The organism is Nocardia sp. NPDC059236 (genome assembly GCF_042754085.1).
In the GTDB taxonomy this organism is placed as follows: Bacteria; Actinomycetota; Actinomycetes; order Mycobacteriales; family Mycobacteriaceae; genus Nocardia.
On the sequence record NZ_JBHZAF010000010.1, the window covers coordinates 239314 to 262433 of the forward strand.

24 protein-coding genes and 2 pseudogenes are annotated in these 23120 nt (G+C 68.1%); 17 read left to right on the forward strand and 9 right to left on the reverse strand.

Annotated features, from left to right (window positions below):
- The first annotated feature begins 33 nt into the window (after positions 1 to 33).
- The 10 genes and pseudogenes from ACFXIV_RS26685 to ACFXIV_RS26730 all read left to right on the forward strand — a co-directional run.
- Positions 34 to 210, forward strand: a complete 177-nt coding sequence (locus ACFXIV_RS26685; protein ID WP_379383904.1) for a hypothetical protein — start codon at positions 34 to 36, stop codon at positions 208 to 210.
- Positions 211 to 281: 71 nt separating this feature from the next.
- The gene (locus ACFXIV_RS26690) at positions 282 to 1226 is read left to right on the forward strand and encodes a zinc-binding alcohol dehydrogenase family protein (RefSeq protein WP_379398669.1); all 945 of its coding nucleotides are present in this window, start codon (positions 282 to 284) and stop codon (positions 1224 to 1226) included.
- A 124-nt stretch (positions 1227 to 1350) separates the two neighbouring features.
- Entirely contained in the window at positions 1351 to 2505 is a 1155-nt protein-coding gene (locus tag ACFXIV_RS26695; RefSeq protein ID WP_379398671.1) for a sugar ABC transporter substrate-binding protein, read from the forward strand.
- Positions 2506 to 2517: 12 nt separating this feature from the next.
- Complete coding sequence (locus ACFXIV_RS26700) at positions 2518 to 3291, forward strand: ATP-binding cassette domain-containing protein (protein ID WP_040859440.1); 774 nt, start codon at positions 2518 to 2520, stop codon at positions 3289 to 3291.
- Between the two features lie 13 nt (positions 3292 to 3304).
- Positions 3305 to 4732, forward strand: coding sequence for a sugar ABC transporter permease (locus ACFXIV_RS26705; protein ID WP_379398673.1), 1428 nt, complete (start codon positions 3305 to 3307; stop codon positions 4730 to 4732).
- Between the two features lie 25 nt (positions 4733 to 4757).
- Positions 4758 to 5909: an ROK family protein gene (locus tag ACFXIV_RS26710; RefSeq protein WP_379398675.1), complete on the forward strand. Its 1152-nt coding sequence runs from the start codon at positions 4758 to 4760 to the stop codon at positions 5907 to 5909.
- A gap of 77 nt (positions 5910 to 5986) precedes the next feature.
- Positions 5987 to 6700, forward strand: a complete 714-nt coding sequence (locus ACFXIV_RS26715; RefSeq protein WP_379398677.1) for a PIG-L deacetylase family protein — start codon at positions 5987 to 5989, stop codon at positions 6698 to 6700.
- A 114-nt stretch (positions 6701 to 6814) separates the two neighbouring features.
- Complete coding sequence (locus ACFXIV_RS26720; RefSeq protein ID WP_379398679.1) at positions 6815 to 7978, forward strand: glycosyltransferase; 1164 nt, start codon at positions 6815 to 6817, stop codon at positions 7976 to 7978.
- A 111-nt stretch (positions 7979 to 8089) separates the two neighbouring features.
- Positions 8090 to 8281, forward strand: coding sequence for a DUF3046 domain-containing protein (locus ACFXIV_RS26725; protein ID WP_040859434.1), 192 nt, complete (start codon positions 8090 to 8092; stop codon positions 8279 to 8281).
- A gap of 223 nt (positions 8282 to 8504) precedes the next feature.
- Positions 8505 to 8966, forward strand: a pseudogene (locus ACFXIV_RS26730) (phosphotransferase); the annotation flags it as partial.
- Between the two features lie 61 nt (positions 8967 to 9027).
- On the opposite strand, the gene ACFXIV_RS26735 reads toward ACFXIV_RS26730, so the two are convergent.
- Positions 9028 to 9549, reverse strand: a complete 522-nt coding sequence (locus ACFXIV_RS26735; protein ID WP_379398681.1) for a CGNR zinc finger domain-containing protein — start codon at positions 9547 to 9549, stop codon at positions 9028 to 9030.
- A gap of 153 nt (positions 9550 to 9702) precedes the next feature.
- Here ACFXIV_RS26735 and ACFXIV_RS26740 point away from each other — a divergent pair, with 153 nt between their 5' ends.
- The 3 genes from ACFXIV_RS26740 (at position 9703) to ACFXIV_RS26750 (ending at position 11872) form a co-directional block, all read left to right on the forward strand.
- Positions 9703 to 10155, forward strand: a complete 453-nt coding sequence (locus ACFXIV_RS26740) for a VOC family protein (protein ID WP_379398683.1) — start codon at positions 9703 to 9705, stop codon at positions 10153 to 10155.
- Between the two features lie 230 nt (positions 10156 to 10385).
- Entirely contained in the window at positions 10386 to 11267 is an 882-nt protein-coding gene (locus tag ACFXIV_RS26745) for a pyridoxamine 5'-phosphate oxidase family protein (protein WP_379398790.1), read from the forward strand.
- Between the two features lie 152 nt (positions 11268 to 11419).
- Positions 11420 to 11872 carry a nuclear transport factor 2 family protein gene (locus ACFXIV_RS26750; RefSeq protein ID WP_379398685.1) on the forward strand — a complete coding sequence of 151 codons (453 nt, stop codon included), beginning with the start codon at positions 11420 to 11422 and terminating at the stop codon, positions 11870 to 11872.
- A 77-nt stretch (positions 11873 to 11949) separates the two neighbouring features.
- Here ACFXIV_RS26750 and ACFXIV_RS26755 read toward each other — a convergent pair whose 3' ends face one another.
- Positions 11950 to 13362, reverse strand: a complete 1413-nt coding sequence (locus ACFXIV_RS26755) for an MFS transporter (RefSeq protein ID WP_379398687.1) — start codon at positions 13360 to 13362, stop codon at positions 11950 to 11952.
- 94 nt (positions 13363 to 13456) lie between these two features.
- Between ACFXIV_RS26755 and ACFXIV_RS26760 the strand changes: the two genes are divergently transcribed.
- From ACFXIV_RS26760 to ACFXIV_RS26775, 4 genes and pseudogenes are all read left to right on the forward strand, one after another.
- Positions 13457 to 14479, forward strand: coding sequence for an Lrp/AsnC family transcriptional regulator (locus tag ACFXIV_RS26760; RefSeq protein WP_364615129.1), 1023 nt, complete (start codon positions 13457 to 13459; stop codon positions 14477 to 14479).
- Between the two features lie 161 nt (positions 14480 to 14640).
- Positions 14641 to 15675, forward strand: a complete 1035-nt coding sequence (gene recA / locus ACFXIV_RS26765) for a recombinase RecA (protein WP_354839607.1) — start codon at positions 14641 to 14643, stop codon at positions 15673 to 15675.
- Between the two features lie 1287 nt (positions 15676 to 16962).
- A pseudogene (gene recX, locus ACFXIV_RS26770) lies at positions 16963 to 17427 on the forward strand (recombination regulator RecX); the annotation flags it as partial.
- A 375-nt stretch (positions 17428 to 17802) separates the two neighbouring features.
- A complete protein-coding gene (locus tag ACFXIV_RS26775) occupies positions 17803 to 18087 on the forward strand; it encodes a hypothetical protein (RefSeq protein WP_379398791.1) in 285 nt (94 codons plus the stop codon).
- Between the two features lie 33 nt (positions 18088 to 18120).
- On the opposite strand, the gene ACFXIV_RS26780 is transcribed toward ACFXIV_RS26775, so the two are convergent.
- The 7 genes from ACFXIV_RS26780 to ACFXIV_RS26810 all read right to left on the reverse strand — a co-directional run bounded on the left by ACFXIV_RS26780 (position 18121) and on the right by ACFXIV_RS26810 (position 23081).
- Complete coding sequence (locus tag ACFXIV_RS26780) at positions 18121 to 18657, reverse strand: DoxX family protein (RefSeq protein WP_379398689.1); 537 nt, start codon at positions 18655 to 18657, stop codon at positions 18121 to 18123.
- A 156-nt stretch (positions 18658 to 18813) separates the two neighbouring features.
- Positions 18814 to 19314: an HAD domain-containing protein gene (locus ACFXIV_RS26785; protein WP_379398691.1), complete on the reverse strand. Its 501-nt coding sequence runs from the start codon at positions 19312 to 19314 to the stop codon at positions 18814 to 18816.
- Positions 19315 to 19394: 80 nt separating this feature from the next.
- Positions 19395 to 19670 carry a hypothetical protein gene (locus ACFXIV_RS26790; RefSeq protein ID WP_379398693.1) on the reverse strand — a complete coding sequence of 92 codons (276 nt, stop codon included), beginning with the start codon at positions 19668 to 19670 and terminating at the stop codon, positions 19395 to 19397.
- Between the two features lie 135 nt (positions 19671 to 19805).
- The gene (locus ACFXIV_RS26795) at positions 19806 to 20708 is read right to left on the reverse strand and encodes an amino acid ABC transporter permease (protein WP_379398695.1); all 903 of its coding nucleotides are present in this window, start codon (positions 20706 to 20708) and stop codon (positions 19806 to 19808) included.
- On the reverse strand, positions 20705 to 21385 hold the full coding sequence (locus tag ACFXIV_RS26800) for an amino acid ABC transporter permease (RefSeq protein WP_379398697.1): 681 nt from the start codon (positions 21383 to 21385) through the stop codon (positions 20705 to 20707). The genes ACFXIV_RS26795 and ACFXIV_RS26800 overlap by 4 nt, the downstream gene beginning before the upstream one ends.
- An 81-nt stretch (positions 21386 to 21466) precedes the next feature.
- Complete coding sequence (locus tag ACFXIV_RS26805; protein WP_354839620.1) at positions 21467 to 22300, reverse strand: glutamate ABC transporter substrate-binding protein; 834 nt, start codon at positions 22298 to 22300, stop codon at positions 21467 to 21469.
- A gap of 52 nt (positions 22301 to 22352) precedes the next feature.
- Positions 22353 to 23081, reverse strand: a complete 729-nt coding sequence (locus tag ACFXIV_RS26810) for an amino acid ABC transporter ATP-binding protein (RefSeq protein ID WP_379398792.1) — start codon at positions 23079 to 23081, stop codon at positions 22353 to 22355.
- Between the last annotated feature and the right edge of the window lie 39 nt (positions 23082 to 23120).

Sequence of the window (23120 nt, forward strand, 5' to 3'; positions counted from 1 at the left end):
CGGACGGCGGTTCGGAGACTAGGGAGGTCAGTAATGTTCTGGAAGATTCTCGGCGTCGTCGTCCTCGTGTGGATCGCCTTCGCAGTGCTCGGGTGGCTGATCAAGGCACTGTTCCCGATTCTGCTGGTGAGCGCCATCGTCTTCGGTCTGTACGTGCTGTACAAGGCGGTGTCGGGTTCGAAGGACAAGTCGCCGCTGAGCAAGTTCTGATCGGTCGAAAATTTCGGACCGTCCGGCCCCGGGTAGCGGGGACGGGCGGTCTTTTTTCGTATGATCGCGGGATGGCTACTGCTGTCGTTGCCACCGCTTACGGTGGACCGGAAGTCTTGTCGCTGGTCGAGGTCGAGGTGCCCGAGCCGGGGCCGGGTGAGGTCAGCATCGCGGTGCGGGCCGCCGGGGTGAATCCCTTCGACTACAAGCTCTACAGCGGTGCGTTCGGCACCGATCCCAGCAAATTGCCCATCCGGCTGGGCCTGGAGGTGGCCGGAGTGGTCACCGCGGTGGGTCCCGACGCCGCGGGGCCGGCCGGGCCGATCTCGGTCGGCGACGAGGTGATCGCGACGGTGGGCGGCGGCTACGTCACCGCCGTCACCGTGCCGGCCGCCCGGGTCGTGCCCAAACCCGCCGATGTGGACTGGAAGCATGCGGCCGGGGTGCTCAGTGTCGGCGGGACCGCGGTGCATCTGCTCGCCGCGACCGGCGTCGGGCCGGGGGACACCGTGCTGATCCACGGTGCCGCGGGCAGCGTCGGCGCGCTGGCCGCGCAATTGGCGGTGGCGCGGGGCGCGCGGGTGATCGGCACGGCCTCGCCGAGCCGGCATGAACGCTTGCGCGCCTACGGTGTCGAGCCGGTCGAGTACGGCCCGGGACTGGCTGATCGCGTCAAGGCGTTGGCCCCCAACGGAATCGATGTTGCCCTCGACACGGTGGCCACCGAGGAGGCGATCGACGTCTCCTTGGAACTGGTGGCCGACCGGAGCCGGATCGCGACCATCGTGGCGTTCGATCGGGCGGCCGCGGAGGGGTTCAAGGCCCTGGGTATGGGTCCCGGGGCCGATCCGGGCACCGAGATCCGCGGCAATGCCTGGCGTGAGTTGTTGCCGCTATTGTCCACGGGCAAGCTGGATCTGGCGATCGCCAAGACGTTCCCCCTGTCGGAGGCGGCCGCGGCGCACGAGCTCGTCATCGAGGGGCATGCGGGTGGAAAGGTGATCCTGCTGCCCTGAACCGGGCCGCATCGATTTGGCGAAACGTCCCATATGAGTGACTCACACGGCATATGTTGTTGCCCACAACATATGCCGTGTGTGCTGTCGCAACCCAGCGACCGCCGCGTGAAAGGTCACCCTGATGAGGACGAAAAGCGCGCTCCCGCCGACGAAGTCCGGACGCCGACGGGGTTACGCCGCCGCCGCGCTCGCACTGTCCGGCCTGCTCACCCTCACCGCCTGCGGATCCAATTCCAGCAGCACAACCTCCTCGTCGAGCGCGCCGTCGGGCGGCGGCGCCAATGGGACGGTCGGGGTCATCCTCCCCGAGACCGCCACCTCGGCCCGCTGGGAATCCTTCGACAAGCCGCTGCTGCAGAAAGCCTTGAACGAGGCCGGATTCGACGCCGATGTGCAGAACGCGCAGGGCGATGTCCAGAAGTTCTCCAGCCTGGCCGACGGCATGATCGCCAAGGGCGTGAAGGTGCTGCTCATCGCCTCCATCAACAGCGAGGTGGGCAGCGCGGTCGCGGCCAAGGCCAAACAGGCCGGGATTCCGACCATCGACTACGACCGCCTCAACCTCGGCGGATCCTCCGACTACTACGTGTCTTTCGACAATGTGAAGGTCGGTGCCCTGCAGGGCCAGGGGCTGGCCACCGCGCTGAAGGACAAGCCGGGCGCGCAGGTCGTCGAGATCGAGGGCGCGCCGACCGACAACAACGCCACCCTGTTCCACCAGGGCCAGGAGCAGGTGCTCCAGCCCCTCTACGATTCGGGCGCGCTGAAGCTGGTGCGCAGCCAGGCCATCGACGACTGGAACAACCAGAAGGGCGGCACCACCTTCGAGCAGATCCTCACCGGCGCCAACGGCAAGGTCGACGGCGTGGTCGCCGCCAATGACGGCCTGGCCGGTGCGGTGATCACGGTGCTGAAGAAGAACGGCCTCAATGGCAAGGTGCCGGTGACCGGTCAGGACGCCACAGTGGACGGCCTCAAGGCGGTGCTGCGCGGGGACCAGTACATGACCGTGTTCAAGCCCATCAAGGAGGAGGCCGAGAACGCCGCGAAACTCGCTGTGGCCCTGGCCAAGGGCGACAAGCCCGCCGCGGATGCCCTGGCGCAGGGCGTGAGTCAGGATCCCAAGGGCAAGCGCGACGTGAAATCGGTGCTGCTGCAACCGCAGTTGATCACCAGGGCAGAGGTCAAACAGGTGGTGGACTCGGGCTTCGTGAAGGCCTCCGATGTCTGCTCGGGCGACGTGAAGTCCGCCTGCACCGAACTCGGCATCGCCTGAGGATCGAGAGACATGAGTGAGCCGCTGCTCCAGATCACCGGCCTGAACAAGAGTTTCGGACCGGTGCACGTGCTGCACGACGTGGACCTCACCGTGCCGGCGGGAGAGGTCACCGCACTCGTCGGCGACAATGGCGCGGGCAAATCCACGCTGGTGAAATGTGTTGCCGGAATCCACGCCGCCGACTCCGGCGAAGTGCGATTCCGTGGCGAACCCGTACACCTGCGTGGCGCCAAGGATGCGGCGGCGCTCGGCATCGAGGTCGTCTACCAGGACCTGGCCCTGGCCGACAATCTCGACATCGTGGCCAATATGTTCCTCGGCCGGGAGCGCGGCAAGCCGTGGCTGCTGGACGAGGCGAGCATGGAGGAGGCGGCGCGGCGCACCCTGGCCTCGTTGGGGGTGCGCACCGTGAAATCGGTGCGCACCCCGGTCGCAGCCCTGTCCGGCGGGCAACGCCAGACCGTGGCCATCGCGAAAGCCGTGCTGTGGAACAGCAATCTGGTGCTGCTGGACGAACCCACCGCGGCGCTCGGGGTGGCGCAGACCCGGCAGGTGCTGGATCTGGTGCGGCGGCTGGCCGAACAGGGGCTGGGGGTGGTGCTGATCAGCCACAACCTGGCCGACGTGTTCGAGGTCGCCGATCGGATCGCGGTGCTGTACCTGGGCCGGATGGCCGCGCAGGTGCGGACCGCCGATGTCACCACCGGCCAGGTGGTGGAGTTGATCACCGCCGGGCGTTCCGGCGATCTGGGCTTGGCGCGGCCGGAAGCCGCGGTGCTGTGAGGAAGCCACTGCTATGACCAATGTTTCGGAATCGGCGGCGGCCGAACCGGGTACTGCCATCACCGACTTCGGGATCGACACCACGACCCGGTCGACGCGAGAAGCCGTGCGCGACTACGCGGCCCGGCTGCGCGCCGGGGATATCGGGTCCCTGCCCGCGATCCTCGGTCTGATCGCGCTGGTGGTGTTGTTCTCGCTGATGTCGGATGTGTTCTTCTCGCTCAACAATATTGCGAACCTGCTGGCGCAGGGGGCGGGGCAGACCATCATCGCCATCGGGATCGTGTTCGTGCTACTGATCGGGGAGATCGATCTGTCGGCGGGCACGGCGTCCGGGGTGGCGGGGGCGGTGCTGGCCATGCACTACGTCGACAACGGGAACCTGTTGACCGGCATGGGATCCACGGTGTTCTTCGTGTTCAACGCCATGCTGGTGCTGGCCGCGATCCTGGCGGGGCTGCTGCGGATCTGGCCGGGGGTGGTGTTCTCGGTGCTGGGGATCGTGCTGACGGTCATCGGTTTTCAGGCGAATCCGTGGATCGAGATGCTGCTCGCGGTATGTGTGGGCGCGGCCATCGGATGCATCACCGGGTTCCTGATCGCGAAGATCGGGATGCCGTCGTTCGTGGTGACGCTGGCGCTGTTCCTGGCGTGGCAGGGGGTGATCCTGCAGCTCATCGGCGAGGGCGGGGTGCTGGGGATCAGTTCGTCGCACGTGCTCAATGCGGTGGCGAACGGGAATCTGTCCACGGCCGGGAGCTGGGTCCTGTGCGTGGTGGCGGCCGGTGGCTATGCGACAGTCACGCTGGGCGGGCATCTGCGGCGCCGGCGTCGCGGGCTGGTCACGTCGCCGACGCCGCTGGTGGTCGCGAAAGTGGTGGCGCTCAGCGGTTTCGCGATCGTGGTGACGGCGCTGCTCACCGTGAATCGTTCACCCAGCAAGCTGATCGTGATCTCCGGTGTGCCGTATGTGGTTCCGATCGTGCTGGTGCTGCTGGTCGCGGGGACCTATGTGCTGACCCGCACCACCTACGGCCGTCACATCTATGCCGTCGGCGGGAACCTGGAGGCGGCCCGGCGCGCGGGCATCAACGTAACCCAGTTGCGGGCAAGCGTTTTCGTCATCTGCTCGGCCTGCGCAGCGGTCGGCGCCATCGTCTACTCCTCGAAGGTCGGCTCGGTCGATCCGCAGGCGGGCGGGCTCAACACCTTGCTGTTCGCGGTCGGCGCGGCCGTCATCGGCGGCACCTCCCTGTTCGGCGGCCGGGGCCGGGTGGCCGACGCGGTGATCGGTGGCGCGGTGCTGGCCGTGGTGTCGAACGGGCTGGGCCTGCTGCGGCAGCCCGCGGCGGTGGTGTCCATCGTGACCGGGCTGGTGCTGCTGCTCGCCGCGACCGTCGACGCGCTCTCGAGACGCCGCGTGGCGATAACGGGCCGTTGAGCCGCGCAATGGTATTACCGAGTCCATGACCGTCGCCCGACCGGACGAGGTGCGCCGGTTCAACCGGTCGAGCCTCCTGCGGCTGCTACACATCGGAGGCCCCGCAACCCGGGCGGCGCTGGCGGTCGAGCTCGGGCTCAATCGGTCCACCATCAAGATGCTCGTCGACGGGCTCGCCGAGGACGGGGTCGTGGAGGAGAAGGTGCCGCGGCTGGCGCGCGGCGCCGGACGGCCCTCGCTGCTGGTGCTGCCGCAACCGCAGGCGGCGGTGGTGCTGGCGGTCGATGTGCAGGTCGAGCACGTGGGGATCGCGCTGGTCGGCTTCGGCGGGCAGGTCATGGGACGCAACAGCTGGAATCTGCGTGGGCGGCAACGGGAACCGGACGAGGTGATCACCCACGTCGCGGAATCGGCGGCCATGCTCGCGGAGGATCTGGGCCTGCGCCCGGTGGCGGCGGGCGTGGGCGTTCCCGGTGTGGTGCGGCGCGCGGACGGCCTGGTGCACAATGCCGCCAACCTGCGCTGGGGTGAGGTGGCGCTGGGTCAGCGGCTGCACGCGGTGCTGGACCTGCCCGTCACCGTCGGTAACGACGCCGAATTCGGTGCGCTCGCAGAGCATGTCAGGGGTGTCGGGCGCGCGGCCGCCGATGCGGTCTTCGTCTCCGCCGATGTCGGGGTCGGCGGCGGGCTCATCGCCCAGCGCGAGCTGCTGCGCGGATCCGCGGGGTATCTCGGCGAGATCGGCCACATGACGGTGCGGCCCGGTGGGCGAAAGTGCTACTGCGGCAACGAAGGCTGCTGGGAGACCGAGGTGGGCGAGGCTGCGCTGTGCCGTGCCCTCGGCATACCCGAGCACGGCCCGCGCGGGGCGATCGTCGCCGAACTCCGTGAGCTGCAGGGTGATTGGGAAACCAGGCTCGCCGATTACCTCGACTGGATGACCCTGGGCCTGGTCAATGTCGTCAATATCCTCGGGCCCGAACTGGTGGTGCTCGGCGACCTCTTCACCGCGCTCCCCGAACCGGCCATCACCCGGGTCCGCGATCAGGTCCACGGCCGCAGCATGGTGAGCCGTGCCTTCGGCGGGGTTCGCATCGAAAAGTCGCGTCTGGGCCCGGATCTGAAGCTGCTCGGGGCGGCGGAAGCGGCCTTCGAGGGCGTACTCGCCATGCTGTGACGCCCCGGCGTGGCGGTGGGGTGCGAAGTTCGCGTCGGCCATGTCTGGGCGGTGGCGGCTGGTGTTGAATGCAGGACATGGAGCAGCTTCCCGAGGACTGGCAGCGCGGGATCGTCATCGCCGCGCATCCCGATGACATCGAATACGGTGCGGCCGCCGCGGTCGCGCGCTGGACCAGGCAGGGCAAGGACATTCGCTACGTGCTGGTCAGCAGTGGCGAGGCGGGCATCGCGGGGCTGCCGCCGGCCGAGTGCGGGCCGCTGCGGGAGGACGAGGAGCGGGCCTCGGCCAAGATCGTCGGCGTCAGCGAGGTGGAATTCCTCGGGCGCCCGGACGGGCGGATCGAGGAATCCCTGGCCCTGCGCCGGGATCTGGCCGCCGCCATCCGCCGCCACCGCCCGGACATGGTGGTGCTGTTCAACTTCGGCGACACCTGGGCCCGTGGCTACGCCAACTCCGCCGACCACCGCGCCGTCGGCCGCGCCGCCCTGGACGCGGTGTCCGACGCCGGCAACGAATGGATCCACCCCGAGCTCGCCGAGCTGCCCGCCTGGTCGCCACGCTGGGCCGCCGTCTACGGCGTCCCGGACGGCAGCCACGGGCTCGACGTCACCGACACCTTCGAGACCGCCGTCGAATCCCTCACCGCCCACCGCCGCTACCTCGAGGCCCTCAGCCCCGACCCGGCCGAAATCCAGGCCCGCGCCGTCCTGGAAATGACCGCCGGCCCCAAGGAAGGCGTCCCAGGTGCCCACGCCCTGACCTTCGAGCTCTACCACTTCGCGGGCTGAGCGGCCGGGCCCGACGACCGGTCCCAGCGCCGGGCGCGCTGTGGTCGAGTGACACGGGCCACCACAGTGGGTGAAGGTACCGGGGGCGTCGGCCGGGTGTGGCACCCTGGGGCCGTGCGAGTAGCGGTGGTGGCCGGGCCTGATCCGGGGCATGCGTTTCCGGCGATGGCGTTGTGTCAGCGGTTGCTGGCCGCGGGCGACGAGCCGGTGCTGTTCACCAGCCCGCGGTGGTTCGACGCGGCCCGGGAGGCCGGGATCGGGGTGCGGCGGCTGAAGGGCCTCGCACCCCGGGCCGAGGACGACGACAGTGACGCGGGTGCCAGGATTCATCAACGAGCCGCTCACATTTCGACCGAGATCCTGCCCGATCTGAGCGCCATGCTGCCGGAACTGGTGGTGTCGGACGTGCTCACCGTCGGGGGCGGGATGGCGGCGGAGCGGCTGCGGCTGCCCTGGGTGGAGCTGTCGCCGCACCCGCTGTACCTGCCGTCGAAGGGCTTGCCGCCCATCGGGAGTGGGCTCGCCGCGGGAGAGGGCATGCGCGGGCGCGCCCGGGACTCGGTCCTGCGCGGGCTGACGTCGCGGGCCATCCGGCGCGGGGAACTGCAACGCGAGCAGGCGCGCGCGAGTATCGGCCTGCCACCGGAGGACCCGGGCCCGACCGCCCGCCTGGTCGCCACCCTGCCCGCCCTCGAGGTGCCGCGCCCCGACTGGCCGGACAATGCGCACCTCGTCGGCCCGCTGCTCTGGGAGCCGACCGACCACATCCTGGATCTACCGCCCGGTGACGCCCCCCTGGTCATGGTCGCCCCCTCGACCGCCCAGACCGGTACGGCGGGCCTGGCCGACATCGCCCTCGAGGCGCTCGAAGGCGCAGGCGTCCGGGTCGCAGTCTCCATGCTCGACACCCCGCCCGCCGGCCTCCCGTCCTGGGCCACAGCCGGTTTGGGCCGCCAGGACGAGATCCTGCGCCACACCTCGGTCGTGATCGGCGGCGGCGGCCACGGCCTGCTCGCCAAATCCCTGCTGGCCGGTGTCCCCATCGTCACCGTCCCCGGCGGCGGCGACCAGTGGGAACTCGCCAATCGCGCCGCCCGCCAGGGCAGTTCGATCCTGGTCCGCCCCGTCACCCCCGAAGCCGTCCGGGACGCCGTCAAACGCATCCTCGACGACCCCGCCTACACCGCCGCCGCCCACTCCGCCGCCACCGGCATCACCGTGGTCACCGACCCGGTCGAAATCTGCCACGCCGCCGTCGAATCCCCACCCGCCGCCTGACTTTCGCTCGCGACGCAGGTTGGTAGTACACCGCGAGGCGGTTGTCGGAGGCGATGGGCGGCCGCGGCTGGGTTTGGCCCGGGTGCGGGGCGGTGGCGTAGGCTCGCGGCCGTGCGGTTGACGGAGTTCCAGGAGCTGTTGCATACCGAGTTCGGGACGGCGCGGGGAGACGTGCTGCTGACCGATCATGTACTGCCGTCCATGGGGCGGACAGGAGCCCAGGCCATCGAGGCGGGGGTGGATCCCCGCGATGTGTGGCGGGCGCTGTGCGCGGAATTCGATGTGCCGAAGTCGCGATGGTGAGCAGATCCGCGTGAGGCTGCGGCTACCGCCGCGCGTGGCGGAGCTGCTCGGGCCGAACCCAGTGTGGTCGGACGATCACGAGGGGTGCAGTGGCGGGGTCGTCCGGGCCAATGGAACGCATTGGGTCAAGCGTGGTGCGATTGCGGTGGCGGAGTTTCCGCGGTATCGGTGGCTGGGGGAGCGGTCGATGGCGGTGCCGGAGATCGCGGTTTTCGAGGACGACATGCTGGTGCTCGTCGATGCGGGAGTGCCGAGTGTGGCCTCGGCGCAGCCGGATTCGCCGGGCGTGTTGATGGGCGGGACGTTGCGGCGGTTGCACGCGCTGCCGGTGGTGGGCTGTCCGTTCGACGGCCGGCTCGACATCACCCTGGCGGAGGCGTCTCGGCGGGTTGCCGAAGGTCTGGTCGACGTCGACGATTTCGATGCGGACAATCTCGGGCGGACGGCAGCGCAGGTGTACGCACAGCTGGTCGCCGAACGGCCCGAGGCCGAGGATCTCGTTGTGGCGCACGGTGATTACACGCCGCCGAATGTGCTGGCGGGCGGGATTCTCATCGATGTGGGACGGCTGGGGGTCGCGGACCGCTACCGCGATCTGGCGTTGGCCGCACGGGATCTCGGCGATGATTTCGGCGCCGGCGAGGTGGAGGCCTTCTTCGCCGCCTACGGCCTGCCCGATCCCGATCCGGCGCGGCTGGACTACTACCGCCTGCTCGACGAATTGTTCCGAGCCGCAGCGGGTTCGCCTACTCCGCGTGCGTCTTCTTCGCGTAGTGCCGGGTGGCCTTGGCGCGGTTGCCGCAGGCCGCCATGGAATGCCAGCGGCGGGTGCCGTTCTTCGAGGTGTCCAGGAAGTACAGGATGCACTGCGGGTGCGCGCACTGCTTGATGCGGTCCGGGGTGCTCGCCAGCAGATGGAGCAGGTTGTCGGCGGCGAGCCAGCCGGGTAGCCAGGCCGGATCGGCGACCTCGGGGAGCGCGGCCGGGCCGTCCGGGGTGAGGGCACGGCGGATGCGGCCGTGCGCCAGGACGGTATTGAGGTCGTCGGCGGTCTCGCCGCGTACCGCGCGCAGGATCGCTTCCCGGGCCGTCACGAGCGCGTGCAGCGTCGCCTCGTCGGCGGGCAGGTCGAGGTCGTTGTCGGCCAGCCACTGGCTCAGCCCGGACACGTCGGTGAGCAGGTCCTGGGGTCCCGTCGCCGCGATCCAGCGGGTGTTGAGCAGGTCCAGGGCGAGCGGTTCACCGAGGTGGGGGCGTGGTTCTGGCACGCCTGAGGGTAACCGCCGTAGTGCGCGCATCGGCCCGACGACTCCTTTCTAACCGGCAAAACCAACTATAGGGGTTGACGGCAGGTGTGCGCCGCCACTAACTTCTAACCTGTCAAATGAACTATGATGGTTAAAACTTCCTAAGGGGTTCCCATGACCGCACCTGTTCTCGCCACCGGGCACGTCGGCCTCAATGTCACCGACCTCGACCGCTCGGTGGACTTCTACCGCCGCGCCCTCGGTTTCGAACAGCTCGGCGCCGGCGGCGAGGGCGCCCAGCGCTTCGCCTTCCTCGGCCGCGACGGCAAACTTCAGGTGACCCTCTGGCAGCAGAGTGACGGCGAGTTCTCCGGCAAAACCCCCGGCCTGCACCATCTCTCGTTCCAGGTGGACACCATCGACCAGGTCCGGGAGGTGGAATCCGTCCTGAAGGCCCTGAATGTCGCCTTCGCCCACGACGGCGTGGTCGCCCATGGTGAGGGCGCCTCCTCCGGCGGCATCTTCTTCATCGACCCCGACGGCATCCGCCTCGAGATCTATGCCCCCTCCGGCGCCGACCACGCCCCGGCCCCCTCCGGCGCCGCCCCCACCTGCGGCTTCTTCTGATCCGGAATACCGCCACCAGCACCAGAATTCACCCGAGAAGACCGGTCACCTCCGCAGGCGGCCCGATGGGAGCTCACATGAACGCCGTCTCGACACGCGATGCGCAGCACGGCGGCAAGGCGTCGGCCACAGATGAGCCCGGCGCGCAGGCCTCCGAGCCCGGATCGGCCACCGACTCGGTGACTGCCCGTGGCGCCATGCCGAAGGGCGGTGCCGTGGCGGCGAGCGGGATCGGCTATCACCCTGGGGAATTGGCCGTGCAGCGGCGTATGGGGCAGGAAGATATTGCTCAGCGGGTCGGGCGGATGATTCGCGCTGATATTCCGGCTGCGGCTGCGGAATTCCTGGCGGAGCAGCCGATGATCGTGGTGGCTGCTGCCGATGACGGTGGTCGGATGTGGGCGGGCCAGTTGGTTGGGCCGCCCGGGTTCGTGTACGCCTCCGGGGAGCGGGCGATCGAGGTCGAGGCATTGCCGGTGGCCGGTGACCCGCTCGCCGAATCGCTGCGCGGCGCACGGCATGTCGGCATGATCGCGTTGCAGCCGCAACTGCGGCGGCGGATGCGCGTCAATGGCGTGATCGCACCCACCGCGACCGGGCTGCACATCGATACCGAGCAGGTGTATTCGAACTGCCCGAAGTACATCTCCCGCCGCGGCATCGAGGAGTGGGCGACGGGCGGGGCTCCCACGGTGCGCCGGACCAGCGCGCTGGACGAGTCTCAGCGGCAGCTCATCGCCCGCGCCGACGCGTTCTTCATCGCGTCCGCCGATGTCGACGGCGATGCCGACGCGTCCCATCGCGGCGGCAATCCCGGCTTCCTGCAGGTGCTTTCCCCGACCCGCCTGCGCTGGCCCGACTACCGTGGCAACTCCATGTTCATGACCCTCGGCAATATCGCCGCCGACCCGCGCTGCGGCCTCCTGATTCCGGACTGGCGTACCGGCACCACCCTGCAACTCACCGGTACCGCCGAGATCACCTGGGAGGAAGCCGCTTTCACGGCCGGTGCCCAATGCGCCATCGACTTCACCCTCACCGACGTCGTCGAAATCACGAACGCCACACCCTTGCGCTGGAGTGAACCCGAACTGTCCCCGGCCAACCCATAGCCGATACCGTGCGCATCCGCCGTGCTGCCTGGCAACTCCGTCCCCGGTCATCGACTCCGCCTGCATCCAGCGGTCCTGCACCCATCCACCGCCTCACGCCGCGCGCCGGCAAGGCGCCAAGCCCGCCCGCACCGAATCGAAAGGTCTCCCTCATGCGTCCTCCGCTTCCTCCCTTCGACCTGGAATCCGCCAAACTCAAAGTCCGCGCTGCCGAAAACGCCTGGAACACGCGCGATCCCGAGACGGTCGCCCAGGCGTACACCGAGGACTCCGTCTGGCGTAACCGCGACGAATTCCTCACCGGCCGCGCCGAAATCGTCGATTTCCTGAAGCGCAAGTGGGCCAAGGAGAACGGCTACGCCCTGCGCAAGGACCTGTGGTCCTTCACCGAGAATCGCATCGCCGTCCGCTTCCAATACGAATGGCACGACGACGAGGGCCAGTGGCACCGCAGCTACGGCAACGAACTCTGGGAATTCGCTCCCGACGGCCGCATGTCCCGCCGCGAGGCCAGCATCAACGACGTCCCCATCGCCGAGTCCGACCGCCGCATCTTCGGCCCCCGCACCCCCGACGAGGACGCCCTGGGCTTCCCCCTCCGGTGACAACAAGATCAGGGAGCTCTCACTGCGGGAATTCGGGCGAATTCCACCGTGAGAGCTCCCTGATCTTGATCTGCCGGTCAGGCGACCGCCGCGGGCTCGGGCGGGGCGAGGACCGGGGTCTCGGGGGTGGGGCGGGAGGCGCGGGTGTAGAGGGCGAAAACCACTGCGGCTGAGACGATTCCGAAGACGCCCGCAGTGAGCGTTGCCGAGTTCAGGCCGTCCACGAAGCCGTGAGTCATCGAATGCGCATCGCTCGTGTTGCGGAAGACGGTGCCCAGCACCGCGACACCCAGCGCCAGGCCCAGCTGCCGCGCGGTGTTGATCGCACCGGCGGCGGTGCCGCTCTGACGCGGCGGGACCGCCGCCATGCCTACCGCCATCAGCGGCGGAGCCATCACGCCCACGCCGACACCGATCGCCAGGAAGCCGGGAATGGCGGCGGTCCAGGAGGATCCGGAGTCGATGAGGGTCAGCAGAGAGCTGCCCGCGCCGATCGTCAGCAGGCCGCCGCCGATCGTCCACTTCGGCGCCACCTCGTGCAGGAACCGGCCGAAGATGCCCGAGGTCAGGAAGGCGCACACCGACATCGGCAGCATCGACAACCCGGCCCGCAGCGGGGTCAGGTGCAGGTACTGCTGCAGCCACAGCGACACCAGCGGGCTGGACGCGAAGGCGGCGAAGCTCATGCCGACCGCGGCGATCAGTGTCGCGGTGAAGCCCGCGCTGCGCAGCAGGGGCAGCGGCAACATCGGTGCCGCACTGCGGGATTCGAGCATGATGAACGCGATCAGCGAGAACGCGCCGGCGATCAGTGCCACCGCCGCCCCGCGATCACCCCAGCCGTGCTCGCCGCCCCGGATGATGCCGTAGGTGACGGCTGTCGCCGCGACGGTGAAACTCAGCATCCCGCCGATATCGATGCGCCGGTCCGCGTGCCGCGGCGACGGCCCGAACGCCAAGGCGGACAACACGATCGCGATCGCGGCGATCGGCAGGTTGACGAAGAAGATCCACCGCCACGACAGCAGATCGGTCAGCACGCCGCCCAGCACCACGCCGATACCGGCCGCCGCACCCGACACCGCGCCCCACGCGCTGAAGGCGATGCCGCGATCACGACCGGTGTACGTGGCGTGCAGCAGCGACAGCGTGGTGGCCAGCATGGCCGCGCCGCCGATGCCCTGCGCCGCGCGTGCCGCCACCAGCACGCCCGCCGACCCGGCGACACCGCAGGCCAGGCTGGCGGCCGCGAACAGGGCCAGGCCGATCAGATAGGTGGGTTTCGCGCCGAACCGGTCGGCGAGCGAGCCGAGCATGAGCAGCAGTGCGGCCAGCGCCAGCGCGTAGCCGTCGATGACCCATTGCAGCCCGGACAGGCCGGTGCCCAGGTCGGCGGCGATGTCCGGCAGCGCGACATTCACGATGGTGACGTCGATGAGCAGCATCAGTGAGCCCAGGCACGCGGCGAAGAGGGGCAACCACTTCCGCATGAGAACCTCCAGAGAACGAACGATTTCGTCTCCAAGCATGAGATAGGCGCTTGGATCCACCTAGCTATCTCCGTCGATGCGGTAGATTCCTCCTATGTTCGAGGAAGAGCTGGATGATTCCTCCGTCCTGGACGTGCTCGACAAACAGATCGTGCACGGTCTGGTCACCGATGCGCGCATCCCGTTCGCACGGCTGGGGGCGATCCTCGGCGTCTCCGAGCAGACGGTGGCGCGGCGGTATCGGTCACTGCGCTCGCGCGGCATGATTCATGTGGCGGGCCAGGTGAACACGGTGCCGCTGGGGCAGCCGCGCTGGGTCATGCGCATCACCTCGACGCCCGCCAAGGCCGTCGCCCTGGCCGAATCTCTCGCGCGGGTACCGGAATTGAGCTGGGTATCACTGCTGACCAGTGGTTTCGAGATCATGTGCGCGGGCCGCACGCGGTCGATCGAGCGGCGGGACGAGTTGCTGCTGCGCGTGATTCCGCGTGCCAGCTCGGTGGTCGGGCTGACGGTGCACGAGGTGATGCGGCAGTTTCCGTTCCCCGAGGAGTGGCCCCGCTACGACCGGTTCTTCACCGCGGAGCAGCTGCGCGAACTCGGCCCGCGGCCGCCGATGTGGGAGCCCGTGGGTCCGGAAACCCAGGTCACGCTGTCGCGCGAGGACGAGGCGATGATGGCCATCCTGGCTCGGGACGGGCGCGCGCCCTACGCGCGGCTGGCGGCCGCCACCGGCTGGAGCGCGACCCGGGTGGCCCGGCGGATGAGCGAGCTCATCGAGTCCGGCGTGCTCTACTTCGACCTCGACTTCGCTTTGCAGCTCATGGGTTACACGTGTCGCGCGGTGCTGTGGATGCGGGTGGATCCGGCGCGGCTGGAGGAGGTGGGCAAGGCCATCTCGGAGCATTCGGAGGTCGCCTACCTGGCGGCGATCACCGGGCCGGCCAATCTGACCGCGTCGCTGGTCTGCCGGGACAATGCCCATCTGTACCGCTACGTGACCGAACGGCTCGGTGCGTTGCCCGGCATCCGGGATATCGAGGTGACGACGGCGTTGCGGGTGTTCAAACAGTCGCAGACGCTGGTAGACGCGCAAAAACTCGCGGTGCTGCCCTGATTGCCGAATGCTTGCCACCAGGTGTTTCGCGTGTCGCCCAGCGCGTCGCTTGCATCGAACATCTGTTCGTCTAAGCTCGTCGTCGGAACTTGTCGGTGCCGCCCTCTAACGTGGGCGCCAACCACAGCATGAGACATACCCGTTGAGAAGGGGATCAGACGATGGCACCACAGGCTTTCGATCGTGACAAGGCGCTCGAGCTCGCGCTCGCGCAGGTGGAGAAGAGCTTCGGCAAGGGCGCGGTCATGCGTCTGGGCGAAGAGGCGCGTCAGCCCATTTCGGTGATTCCGACCGGCTCCATCGCGCTGGATGTGGCGCTGGGCCTGGGTGGCCTGCCGCGCGGCCGCATCGTCGAGATCTACGGTCCGGAATCCTCGGGTAAGACCACCGTCGCCCTGCACGCGGTCGCCAACGCGCAGGCCGCCGGCGGTGTCGCCGCCTTCATCGACGCCGAGCACGCGCTGGATCCCGACTACGCCCGCAAGCTGGGTGTCGACACCGACGCGCTGCTGGTCTCCCAGCCGGACACCGGTGAGCAGGCCCTCGAAATCGCCGACATGCTGGTGCGTTCCGGCGCCATCGACATCATCGTCATCGACTCCGTCGCCGCCCTGGTGCCGCGCGCCGAGATCGAGGGCGAGATGGGTGACAGCCACGTCGGTCTGCAGGCCCGCCTGATGAGCCAGGCGCTGCGCAAGATGACCAGCGCGCTCAACAACTCCGGCACCACCGCCATCTTCATCAACCAGCTGCGCGAGAAGATCGGCGTCATGTTCGGCTCCCCCGAGACCACCACCGGTGGTAAGGCGCTGAAGTTCTACGCCTCGGTCCGCCTGGACGTCCGCCGTATCGAGACCCTCAAGGACGGTTCGGACGCGGTCGGTAACCGCACCCGCGTGAAGGTCGTCAAGAACAAGGTGAGCCCGCCGTTCAAGCAGGCCGAGTTCGACATCCTCTACGGCATCGGCATCTCCAAGGAGGGCTCGATCATCGACATGGGTGTCGATCAGGGCTTCATCCGCAAGTCCGGCTCCTGGTACACCTACGAGGGCGACCAGCTCGGCCAGGGCAAGGAGAACGCCCGCAAGTTCCTCCTCGAGAACACCGATGTCCGCGACGAGATCGAGAAGAAGATCAAGGAGAAGCTCGGCATCGGCGCGGACGTCACCGCCGAAGAGGCCCCCGCCGACTTCTGATCCATGACCCCTCGGGAACCCGAAGGGCCCCGGCCTGATTCGCCGGGGCCCGCTCGCCTGGACGCGGTGGAACGCCTCCGCCGCCAACTGGAGTCCTCCGCCGCCCGAGCCGCCGGCCGCGCGTCCCGCCCCACCGCTCCCAGGCCCCGAACCCCCGAGCCCGGCCACGACCTCTTCGGCTCCGCCGACCCCTACACCGCCGGCGTCGGCACCTGGAACTACGGTCCATCCACCCCCGCCGCGTCCTATCACCCTGTCCCCGAAGACAATTCGCCGGACACCGATCACTCCACCTGGCGCACCACCGGCGACGCGACCACCCCCGCCGAATCGCCCCCATCGCACCGACCGGAGCTCTCCGGCGCGTCGAACCGCCCAACCGCAGAACCGATCTCGACGGTTGCCGAGCCCAAGGATGCCGGTCGATCGCAGCCGGCCGAAGCGGCCGAGAGCGCGATCGCGCCGTGGCAGCAGCGGGATTCTGTCGCCCGAGGTGACCTCGCGATCAAGGGTCCGAGCAGTGGGTTCTCTTCGACCGCAACCGTTTCGGATGCGGTGACCGGGCCGATCGCACCCCCGGCCAGCCGGGACACCACCGGGGCCGAATCGGCTGAGGCGAATGCCGCTGATTCCGCACGTCTCGGTCGGGCGGCGAATGGCGAGGCTCGATCGAACGAGCTCGACGCCGGGTCGGACTCCGGCCAGCGCCGGCTCGGTGACTGCGCGGCCGCGACTGTGGGGGTTGCCGGTGGTACGGCCCAGAACTCGGTCGGCGGTGCTCCGCGGGACAGGCTGGCGGCCGCGCGGGCAGCATTGGCCGAGGCGAATGCGGTCGTGGCTGCGAAAGCGGCAGCGAGCGGGGCGAGTACGGAGAAGCGCGGTCGTCGAAATACTCGCGGGTCCGGCTCAACTTCGGTCGAGCGGGTGTCTACGGACTCCTACGGCGAGTTGGGTGAGTTGAATGAGCTCTCGAGGCGAGGGGACGCGGTAGGCGGCGCAGGTCGTGGAGCAGATTTCTCGGAACGAAGTGGCGCGCAATCGGATCGGCGAGGTCGTCGGGCCCGGCGGCGACGTGGCGGGGACGAGTCGATCGGCGGGGACGAGCCGAGACGTGGAGATGAGTCAAGGGGTGGGGACGACGGCGGTCGTGGTAATTCGGCCGATGTCGGTTCGGAAGTCTCGGCTGATCGGGGGGAGGAGTTCGATCGGGGTGGGCGGCGGCGTGGACGTGGTCGTCGGCATTCGGAATCCGGAGGGGAGCCGGGGGGATCGGTTGGTGTCAGCGGCGGGGGGACCGAGGCGCAGGCGAAGGACGTGTGCCTGCGGTTGCTGACCGATCGGGCTCGGAGCCGGGTCGAGTTGGCGGATCGGTTGGCGGATCGGGGTTTCACTGCTGCCGTGGCGAAGCGGGTGCTGGATCGGCTGACCGAGGTCGGGCTGATCGATGATGCGGCGTTCGCGCAGCAGTGGGTGCGGTCACGGCACACCTACTCGGGTAAGGGCAAGAAGGTTCTCGCCGAGGAATTGCGGCGCAAGGGCATTGCGCCGGAGGACGCCGAACCGGCGCTCGAGTCGGTGACCGCCGAGGACGAGAATGGCCGCGCCGGAGAGCTGGTGCGGCGGAAATTGACCACGCTGTCCCCGGACCTGGACCGCGACAAGGCGATCAGTCGCCTGGTCGCCATGCTCGCGCGCCGCGGCTACACTCCGGGCACAGCCTACGAGGTGGTGACAGGCGAACTCGCCGCGCTCGCGACCCGACGCGCCCAGGAACAGCCACCCGATACCCGGACACCGCCCGCGCCCGCTCCGTCCGCCCCTGCAGCGCGTGCGAAGCCCACCGCATCCCGCCGCGAATTCGCCGCTGACGACACCGATTCCGCGGCCGCATTGGTCCGTACCAAGCTCCGTACCTTGTCGCCCGGACTCGACCGCGACACGGCCACCCGCCGGCTGGTCGGCCTGCTGGCGCGTCGCGGCTACAGTCCCGGCACCGCGTATCAGGTGGTGGCGGCGGAGCTTGCAGCGTGGGGTGCACTTCACATGAGCGAGCGGATCGACGCTCATCGTGAGCAGAACTACGACAGCCAGGACGAGAACAACTCCGACCATATGGCCTCATCGCCGATGCGTCGCGCGAAGGCCGGGCCGCGTGGCAGGACCGTGCTGGGCGGTCGCGCCCTCGGCGAAAGCGACTCCGAAGAGTCGGCGTCAGAGACCGACTCGCCGGAAGACGAGCAGGATCGTGCCGCCGAACTGGTGCGCGCCAAACTCCGCACCCTGCCCCGAGGCTTGGACCGCGACAAAGCCATCCGCCGTCTGATCGGTCTCCTGGCCCGCCGCGGTTTCAGCCAATCCACCGCCTACTCGGTGGTGAAATCCGAACTGGCCGCCAATGGATTCGATGCCTGACTGCGCTCTCGGCTCGATCCGAGAACTCGGCGTCTATCCCGACCACTTGATGACCAGGGTGATCACCGCGGCCACCGCGGCGAGGGCGAGGGCGGCGGCGCCCCATAGGACGCCGTGGCGTGCCCATGGCCGGTTGTGGTCGAGGGAGAATCGGCCCGGCCCGGCGATCGCCAGCGTCAGCGCGGCCACGGCGAACAGCAGGGCACTCTCGTAGCCCATCAGCCCGTGATGCCAGGTCACATTCATCGCGTTGATCATGGTGCCGATGGCGATCGCCGCCGCGAGCGGCGTGAACAGCCCGAGGAACAGCAGCGCGCCGCCGGTGAATTCACACAGCCCCGCCAGCGTGCCGAACACCTTGCCAGGGTGATACCCGAGCTTCTCGAACCCCGCGGTGGTCTGGTGCCAGCCCTCGCCATTGAACCACCCGAACAGTTTCTGGCTGCCGTGCACGAACAACAACCCGCCGAAGAACACACGTAACACCAGCAGCCCCACATCGACCCCAATGGAATCGATATTCTTGCCCGGATCCTTCTTGACGTTGCTATCGGTGACGTTGGTGGTCATGACGTCCCACTTCGTGTGATGAAGCCGGTTGATGAAACAACGTGTCTTCCCGTCCCACCGAGGAATACGCGCCGGCCCCCGAGTCGGTTCAATCGCCCGCACGAGCGAGTTCCGAGCCGAATTGACAGCCCCGTACTCACGTCCTCACACGTGTGGTCACTGTGACCTGAAACCACCATTGACCCACTCGGTGAATACAGCGAAGTCCTTGCGCCGCAGCCCTGTCCGAGGGTCCACGCGGTACAGGAGAGCCGATCTGCCGTGCTGCGCCGACACCCACTCCCGGTCGTGGTCCCGAATCTCGTCGTCGACCCAGATGAAAGGCCGTCCCGCCGCCCACTCGACCACCGTCCGCGTCTTCCAGTGCAGTCCGAACCACTCGTCGACCTGCTCATCCGCCCGTTCCGGCCATTCCACCACCGCCAGGTCCGGCAATCCCAGCAGCGGACCGACGACCCGGTTGGCCTCGTGCGTCCACGTCGTCGCCCACACCAATTCGCAGGGGAGTGCGGACAGCAGCGGCCCGAGTGCCGGATCGAGTCGTGTCACCAGCGGGTTGGTCCCGTCCTGCCCGGTCGGTGCGTCATTCCCGGGCGGTCCGCCGAACGGCAGTAGTGGTCCGTCGATGTCGAGAAAGAGGATTGGGTAATGCGGCACGACTACAGATATGAGGGGTATACGAGGGCGAAAACAACTGGATTCGGGATCGCGTCACGCTCGAGCCGTACGTACTGGCTTCAGTGCAGGACGCCGCCTGGGCGGCGGGTGGAGAGGGCGCGGCGGGTGTGGCGGTGGTTGGTGTGGCGGAGGGTGCGGGGGGTGGCCATGTGGGGTGCGGATGGGCGGGGCGGTTTGTCGCGGCGGGAGGCCAGGAGGCGGCCTGCGGCCTCGTGGATGGCGAGCGTGCCGATGACGGCGGCGAAGGCGGTGAGGCCGGCGAGGAGGGGGGTGACGATGGTGGTCAGGAACAGCCCGAAGACGAATTCTCTTCGAGCGCTGTCGTCTTCGTTCATGAAGACCAGTATGCGAGCTGGATGGAGCAATTGTCCCGGGGTCGGCTGAGCATTCCCGGAACGCCCGGTCCCGGTTCGGCAGTCACGGCTCCCGAACCGGGGTCCGAGGTCAGCTCCCCGACCACGCGTCGCCGATCACACGCCGGATGCGGACTGGTCCCCCATGACGACATCCATGCCCGGGGGAGGGGTGACGGCACCCGCTGCGAGCACGGCCCGGGAGCCGCGCTTGCGGGTGCGCAGCCACTTCTCGACCCGGGTGGCGATCACGGTCAGCGCGTAGTTGATGACGATCATGATGATGGCCACCACGATCAGCGACGGGATCGGATTCTTTTCCGCCGCACCGAGCTGCGTGCCTCTGCGCACGATTTCCAGATAGGTGATCTGGTAAGCCAGCGCGGAGTCCTTCAGCGCCACCACCATCTGCGAGATGAGCGCCGGCAGCATGGCGGTGACGGCCTGCGGCAGCAGAATCGTCACCATCACCTGGGTTTTGCGCATGCCCAGGGCGACGGCGGCCTCGGTCTGTCCCCGGGGCAGCGCCCGGATACCCGAACGCACGATCTCGGCGATGACCGATCCGTTGTAGATGGTCAGCGCCGCCACCGCGGCCGCGAGCGCCAGCTGGTCGGAGGGGAAGACGTTCTGCTGGGCGAACAGGGTGAACAGGAACAGCATCAGGATCAGCACGGGTATGGCCCGCGAGATCTCCACCACCACACCGGCCAACCAGCGCACCGCGCGGTGGTCCGACAGTCGCAGAATGCCGAACACCATTCCGAGGACCAGCGCCAGCACGATCGACAGCGCCGCCGCCTCGAGTGTGCCGCGCAGACCCGGCAGGAGGTAGGTGCGCCAGGTATCGCCCTCGGTGAAGGGCTTCCACTTGTCGGCGGTGAACTGCCCCTTGTCGGCCAGCCCGTGATAGACGAACCAAACCGCCGCCACCGCGGCCGCGATGACGACGACCGAGTAGACGCGGTAGCGCAGGCGCGCGCGGGGTCCCGGCGCGTCGTAGAGCACGGACGTGGTCATCGCGCCACCTCGAATCGCTTGGCCAGCCAACCGAAGAACAGACCGGTCGGCAATGTCAGGATCACGAACCCGAGCGCGAAGATGGCGCCGACACTCAGCGGCGCCGCCTCGTTCTCGTTCATCTCCGACATGAGCAGCGCGGCCTCACCGACGCCGATGGCCGAGGCGATGGTCGAGTTCTTGGTCAGGGCGATGAACACACTGCCCAGCGGTGCGATGACCGCCTGGAACGCCTGCGGCAGCACCACGAGCCGCAGATTCTGCCCGAAGGTGAGTCCCAGCGAGCGCCCCGCCTCCGACTGCCCGAACGGCACCGTATTGATACCCGCCCGCAGCGACTCACACACGAAAGCCGCTGTGTAGACGCTCAATCCGACGATGGCGAAGCGAAAACTGTTCTCCGCGATGCTGTTCGGCCCCTCGGAAGCCAGCCGCCACCCGAGGGTCTGGTACAGGCCCAGCGAGCAGAAGACGATGATCAGCGTGAGCGGCGTATTGCGAATGATGTTGACGTACAGCGCGCCGATCCAGCGTGCGATCGGAATCGGCGACACCCGCATGGCCGCCACGATGGTGCCGAGAATCAGCGCGAAGAACGCCGAATACAGCGTCAGTTTGATCGTCACCCAGAACGCGTCGAGCAGTTTGGTGTGATAGTTGGAGATCAAGTCGAACACGACTGCCCCATTCCTCCGATCGGAAGACGAAGCACGCCGGGTGATTTCGCGAGACCTGAAATCACCTGGCGCGCCCGCGAATCAGTACCGGTCGACCTTGGGCGGTTCCGGGATCTGGAAGCCGGTGCTGCCGAATTCCTTCTCCAGCGCCGCCTTCCACGCGCCGGAGGTGATCATGGCGTCGATGGCGTCGTTGATCTTGCCGCGCGATTCGGTGTCGCCCTTCTTCACGCCGATGCCGTAGTTCTCGACGGAGAAGGTCTTGCCGACCACCTTCAGCGCGCCCGGCGACTGCGCCGCGTAACCGCGCAGGATGATGTCATCGGTGGTGACCGCGTCCACCGCGCCCGACTTCAGCGCCTCCACGCACAGCGAGTAGGTGTCGTACTCCTGCAGCTGAACTTCCTTGGCGTACTTGTCCTTCACGTTCTGCGCCGGGGTGGAGCCCTTGACCGAGCACAGCTTCTTGTTGCCGGTCAGCGATTCCGGCCCGGTGACGTCGGTGTTGTCCGACCGCACCAGCAGCGACTGCCCGGTCACGAAGTACGGGCCCGCGAAGTCGACCTTCTGCTTGCGGGCGTCGGTGATGGAGTAGGTGGCGACGATGAAGTCGACCTGCCCGTTCTGGATCAGCGTCTCGCGCTGCGCCGACGGCGATTCCTTGAAGGTGATGTTCTCCGGCTTCACGCCCATCTTGTCGGCCACGTACTTGGCGACGTCGACGTCGAAACCGCTGTAGCTGCCGTCCTTGTTGAGCAGTCCCAGGCCCGGCTGGTCGAACTTGATGCCGATGGTGAGTTTGCCGTCGGCCGCGTGCTGGCTGGCGGTCTTGTTGCTGCCGCCGCCGCATGCGGTGACGGCGAGTGCCAGGGCAGCCACTCCGGCGGCGATCCGGATTGCGTGGTTGATCCTCATCGAACGTCCTGTTCTCTCGTGGAGTGCGGGAGTGTTCCCTAGTGGAGTGGAGTCAGTGGGAGAGGATCTTGCCCAGGAAGTCCCTGGCGCGATCCGATTTCGGTGCGGTGAAGAAGGATTCGGGCTCGGTGTCCTCGACGATCTGGCCGTCGGCCATGAACAGCACCCGATTGCCCGCGCGCCGCGCGAAGCCCATCTCGTGGGTGACGACGAGCATGGTCATGCCGTCCTTGGCCAGCCCGACCATGACCTCGAGCACCTCGGACACCATCTCCGGGTCGAGCGCGGAGGTCGGCTCGTCGAACAGCATCACCTTGGGGTTCATGGCCAGCGCCCGCGCGATGGCCACGCGCTGTTGCTGACCGCCCGACAGTTGCGCCGGATACTTGTCGGCCTGATTGGCGATGCCGACCCGGTCGAGCAGTTCCAGTGCCCGGGCGCGCGCCTGGGTCTTGTCGACGCGCCGCACCTTCACTGGCGCCAGCATCACGTTCTCGAGAATCGTCTTGTGCGCGAATAGATTGAACTGCTGGAACACCATCCCCACATCGGCGCGCAGCTTCGCGAGGGCCTTGCCCTCGTCGGGCAGTTTCACGCCGTCGACGGCGATCTCACCGGAGTCGATGGTCTCGAGCCGGTTGATGGTTCGGCACAGGGTCGACTTGCCGGAGCCGGAGGGCCCCACCACGATCACGACCTGCCCTTTGGGCACTTCGAGATTGATGTCACGCAACACGTGCAGCGAGCCGAAGTGCTTGTCCACATTCCGCATCGAGATCATCGGCGCGGGAGTGCTGATGGAATCGGCCACGTCGGTCAT

Bases quoted from the DNA above. Each gene is read 5' to 3' on its own strand.
- ACFXIV_RS26775 (WP_379398791.1), top strand. From the start codon at position 17,803: ATGCGTCGCGCGAAGGCCGGGCCGCGTGGCAGGACCGTGCTGGGCGGT.
- recA (WP_354839607.1), top strand. From the start codon at position 14,641: ATGGCACCACAGGCTTTCGATCGTGACAAGGCGCTCGAGCTCGCGCTC.
- ACFXIV_RS26805 (WP_354839620.1), bottom strand. From the start codon at position 22,300: ATGAGGATCAACCACGCAATCCGGATCGCCGCCGGAGTGGCTGCCCTG.
- ACFXIV_RS26705 (WP_379398673.1), top strand. From the start codon at position 3,305: ATGACCAATGTTTCGGAATCGGCGGCGGCCGAACCGGGTACTGCCATC.
- ACFXIV_RS26755 (WP_379398687.1), bottom strand. From the start codon at position 13,362: ATGCGGAAGTGGTTGCCCCTCTTCGCCGCGTGCCTGGGCTCACTGATG.
- ACFXIV_RS26750 (WP_379398685.1), top strand. From the start codon at position 11,420: ATGCGTCCTCCGCTTCCTCCCTTCGACCTGGAATCCGCCAAACTCAAA.
- ACFXIV_RS26715 (WP_379398677.1), top strand. From the start codon at position 5,987: ATGGAGCAGCTTCCCGAGGACTGGCAGCGCGGGATCGTCATCGCCGCG.
- ACFXIV_RS26810 (WP_379398792.1), bottom strand. From the start codon at position 23,081: ATGATCTCGATGCGGAATGTGGACAAGCACTTCGGCTCGCTGCACGTG.
- ACFXIV_RS26760 (WP_364615129.1), top strand. From the start codon at position 13,457: ATGTTCGAGGAAGAGCTGGATGATTCCTCCGTCCTGGACGTGCTCGAC.
- ACFXIV_RS26780 (WP_379398689.1), bottom strand. From the start codon at position 18,657: ATGACCACCAACGTCACCGATAGCAACGTCAAGAAGGATCCGGGCAAG.
- ACFXIV_RS26690 (WP_379398669.1), top strand. From the start codon at position 282: ATGGCTACTGCTGTCGTTGCCACCGCTTACGGTGGACCGGAAGTCTTG.
- ACFXIV_RS26710 (WP_379398675.1), top strand. From the start codon at position 4,758: ATGACCGTCGCCCGACCGGACGAGGTGCGCCGGTTCAACCGGTCGAGC.
- ACFXIV_RS26740 (WP_379398683.1), top strand. From the start codon at position 9,703: ATGACCGCACCTGTTCTCGCCACCGGGCACGTCGGCCTCAATGTCACC.
- ACFXIV_RS26685 (WP_379383904.1), top strand. From the start codon at position 34: ATGTTCTGGAAGATTCTCGGCGTCGTCGTCCTCGTGTGGATCGCCTTC.
- ACFXIV_RS26695 (WP_379398671.1), top strand. From the start codon at position 1,351: ATGAGGACGAAAAGCGCGCTCCCGCCGACGAAGTCCGGACGCCGACGG.
- ACFXIV_RS26790 (WP_379398693.1), bottom strand. From the start codon at position 19,670: ATGAACGAAGACGACAGCGCTCGAAGAGAATTCGTCTTCGGGCTGTTC.
- ACFXIV_RS26700 (WP_040859440.1), top strand. From the start codon at position 2,518: ATGAGTGAGCCGCTGCTCCAGATCACCGGCCTGAACAAGAGTTTCGGA.
- ACFXIV_RS26795 (WP_379398695.1), bottom strand. From the start codon at position 20,708: ATGACCACGTCCGTGCTCTACGACGCGCCGGGACCCCGCGCGCGCCTG.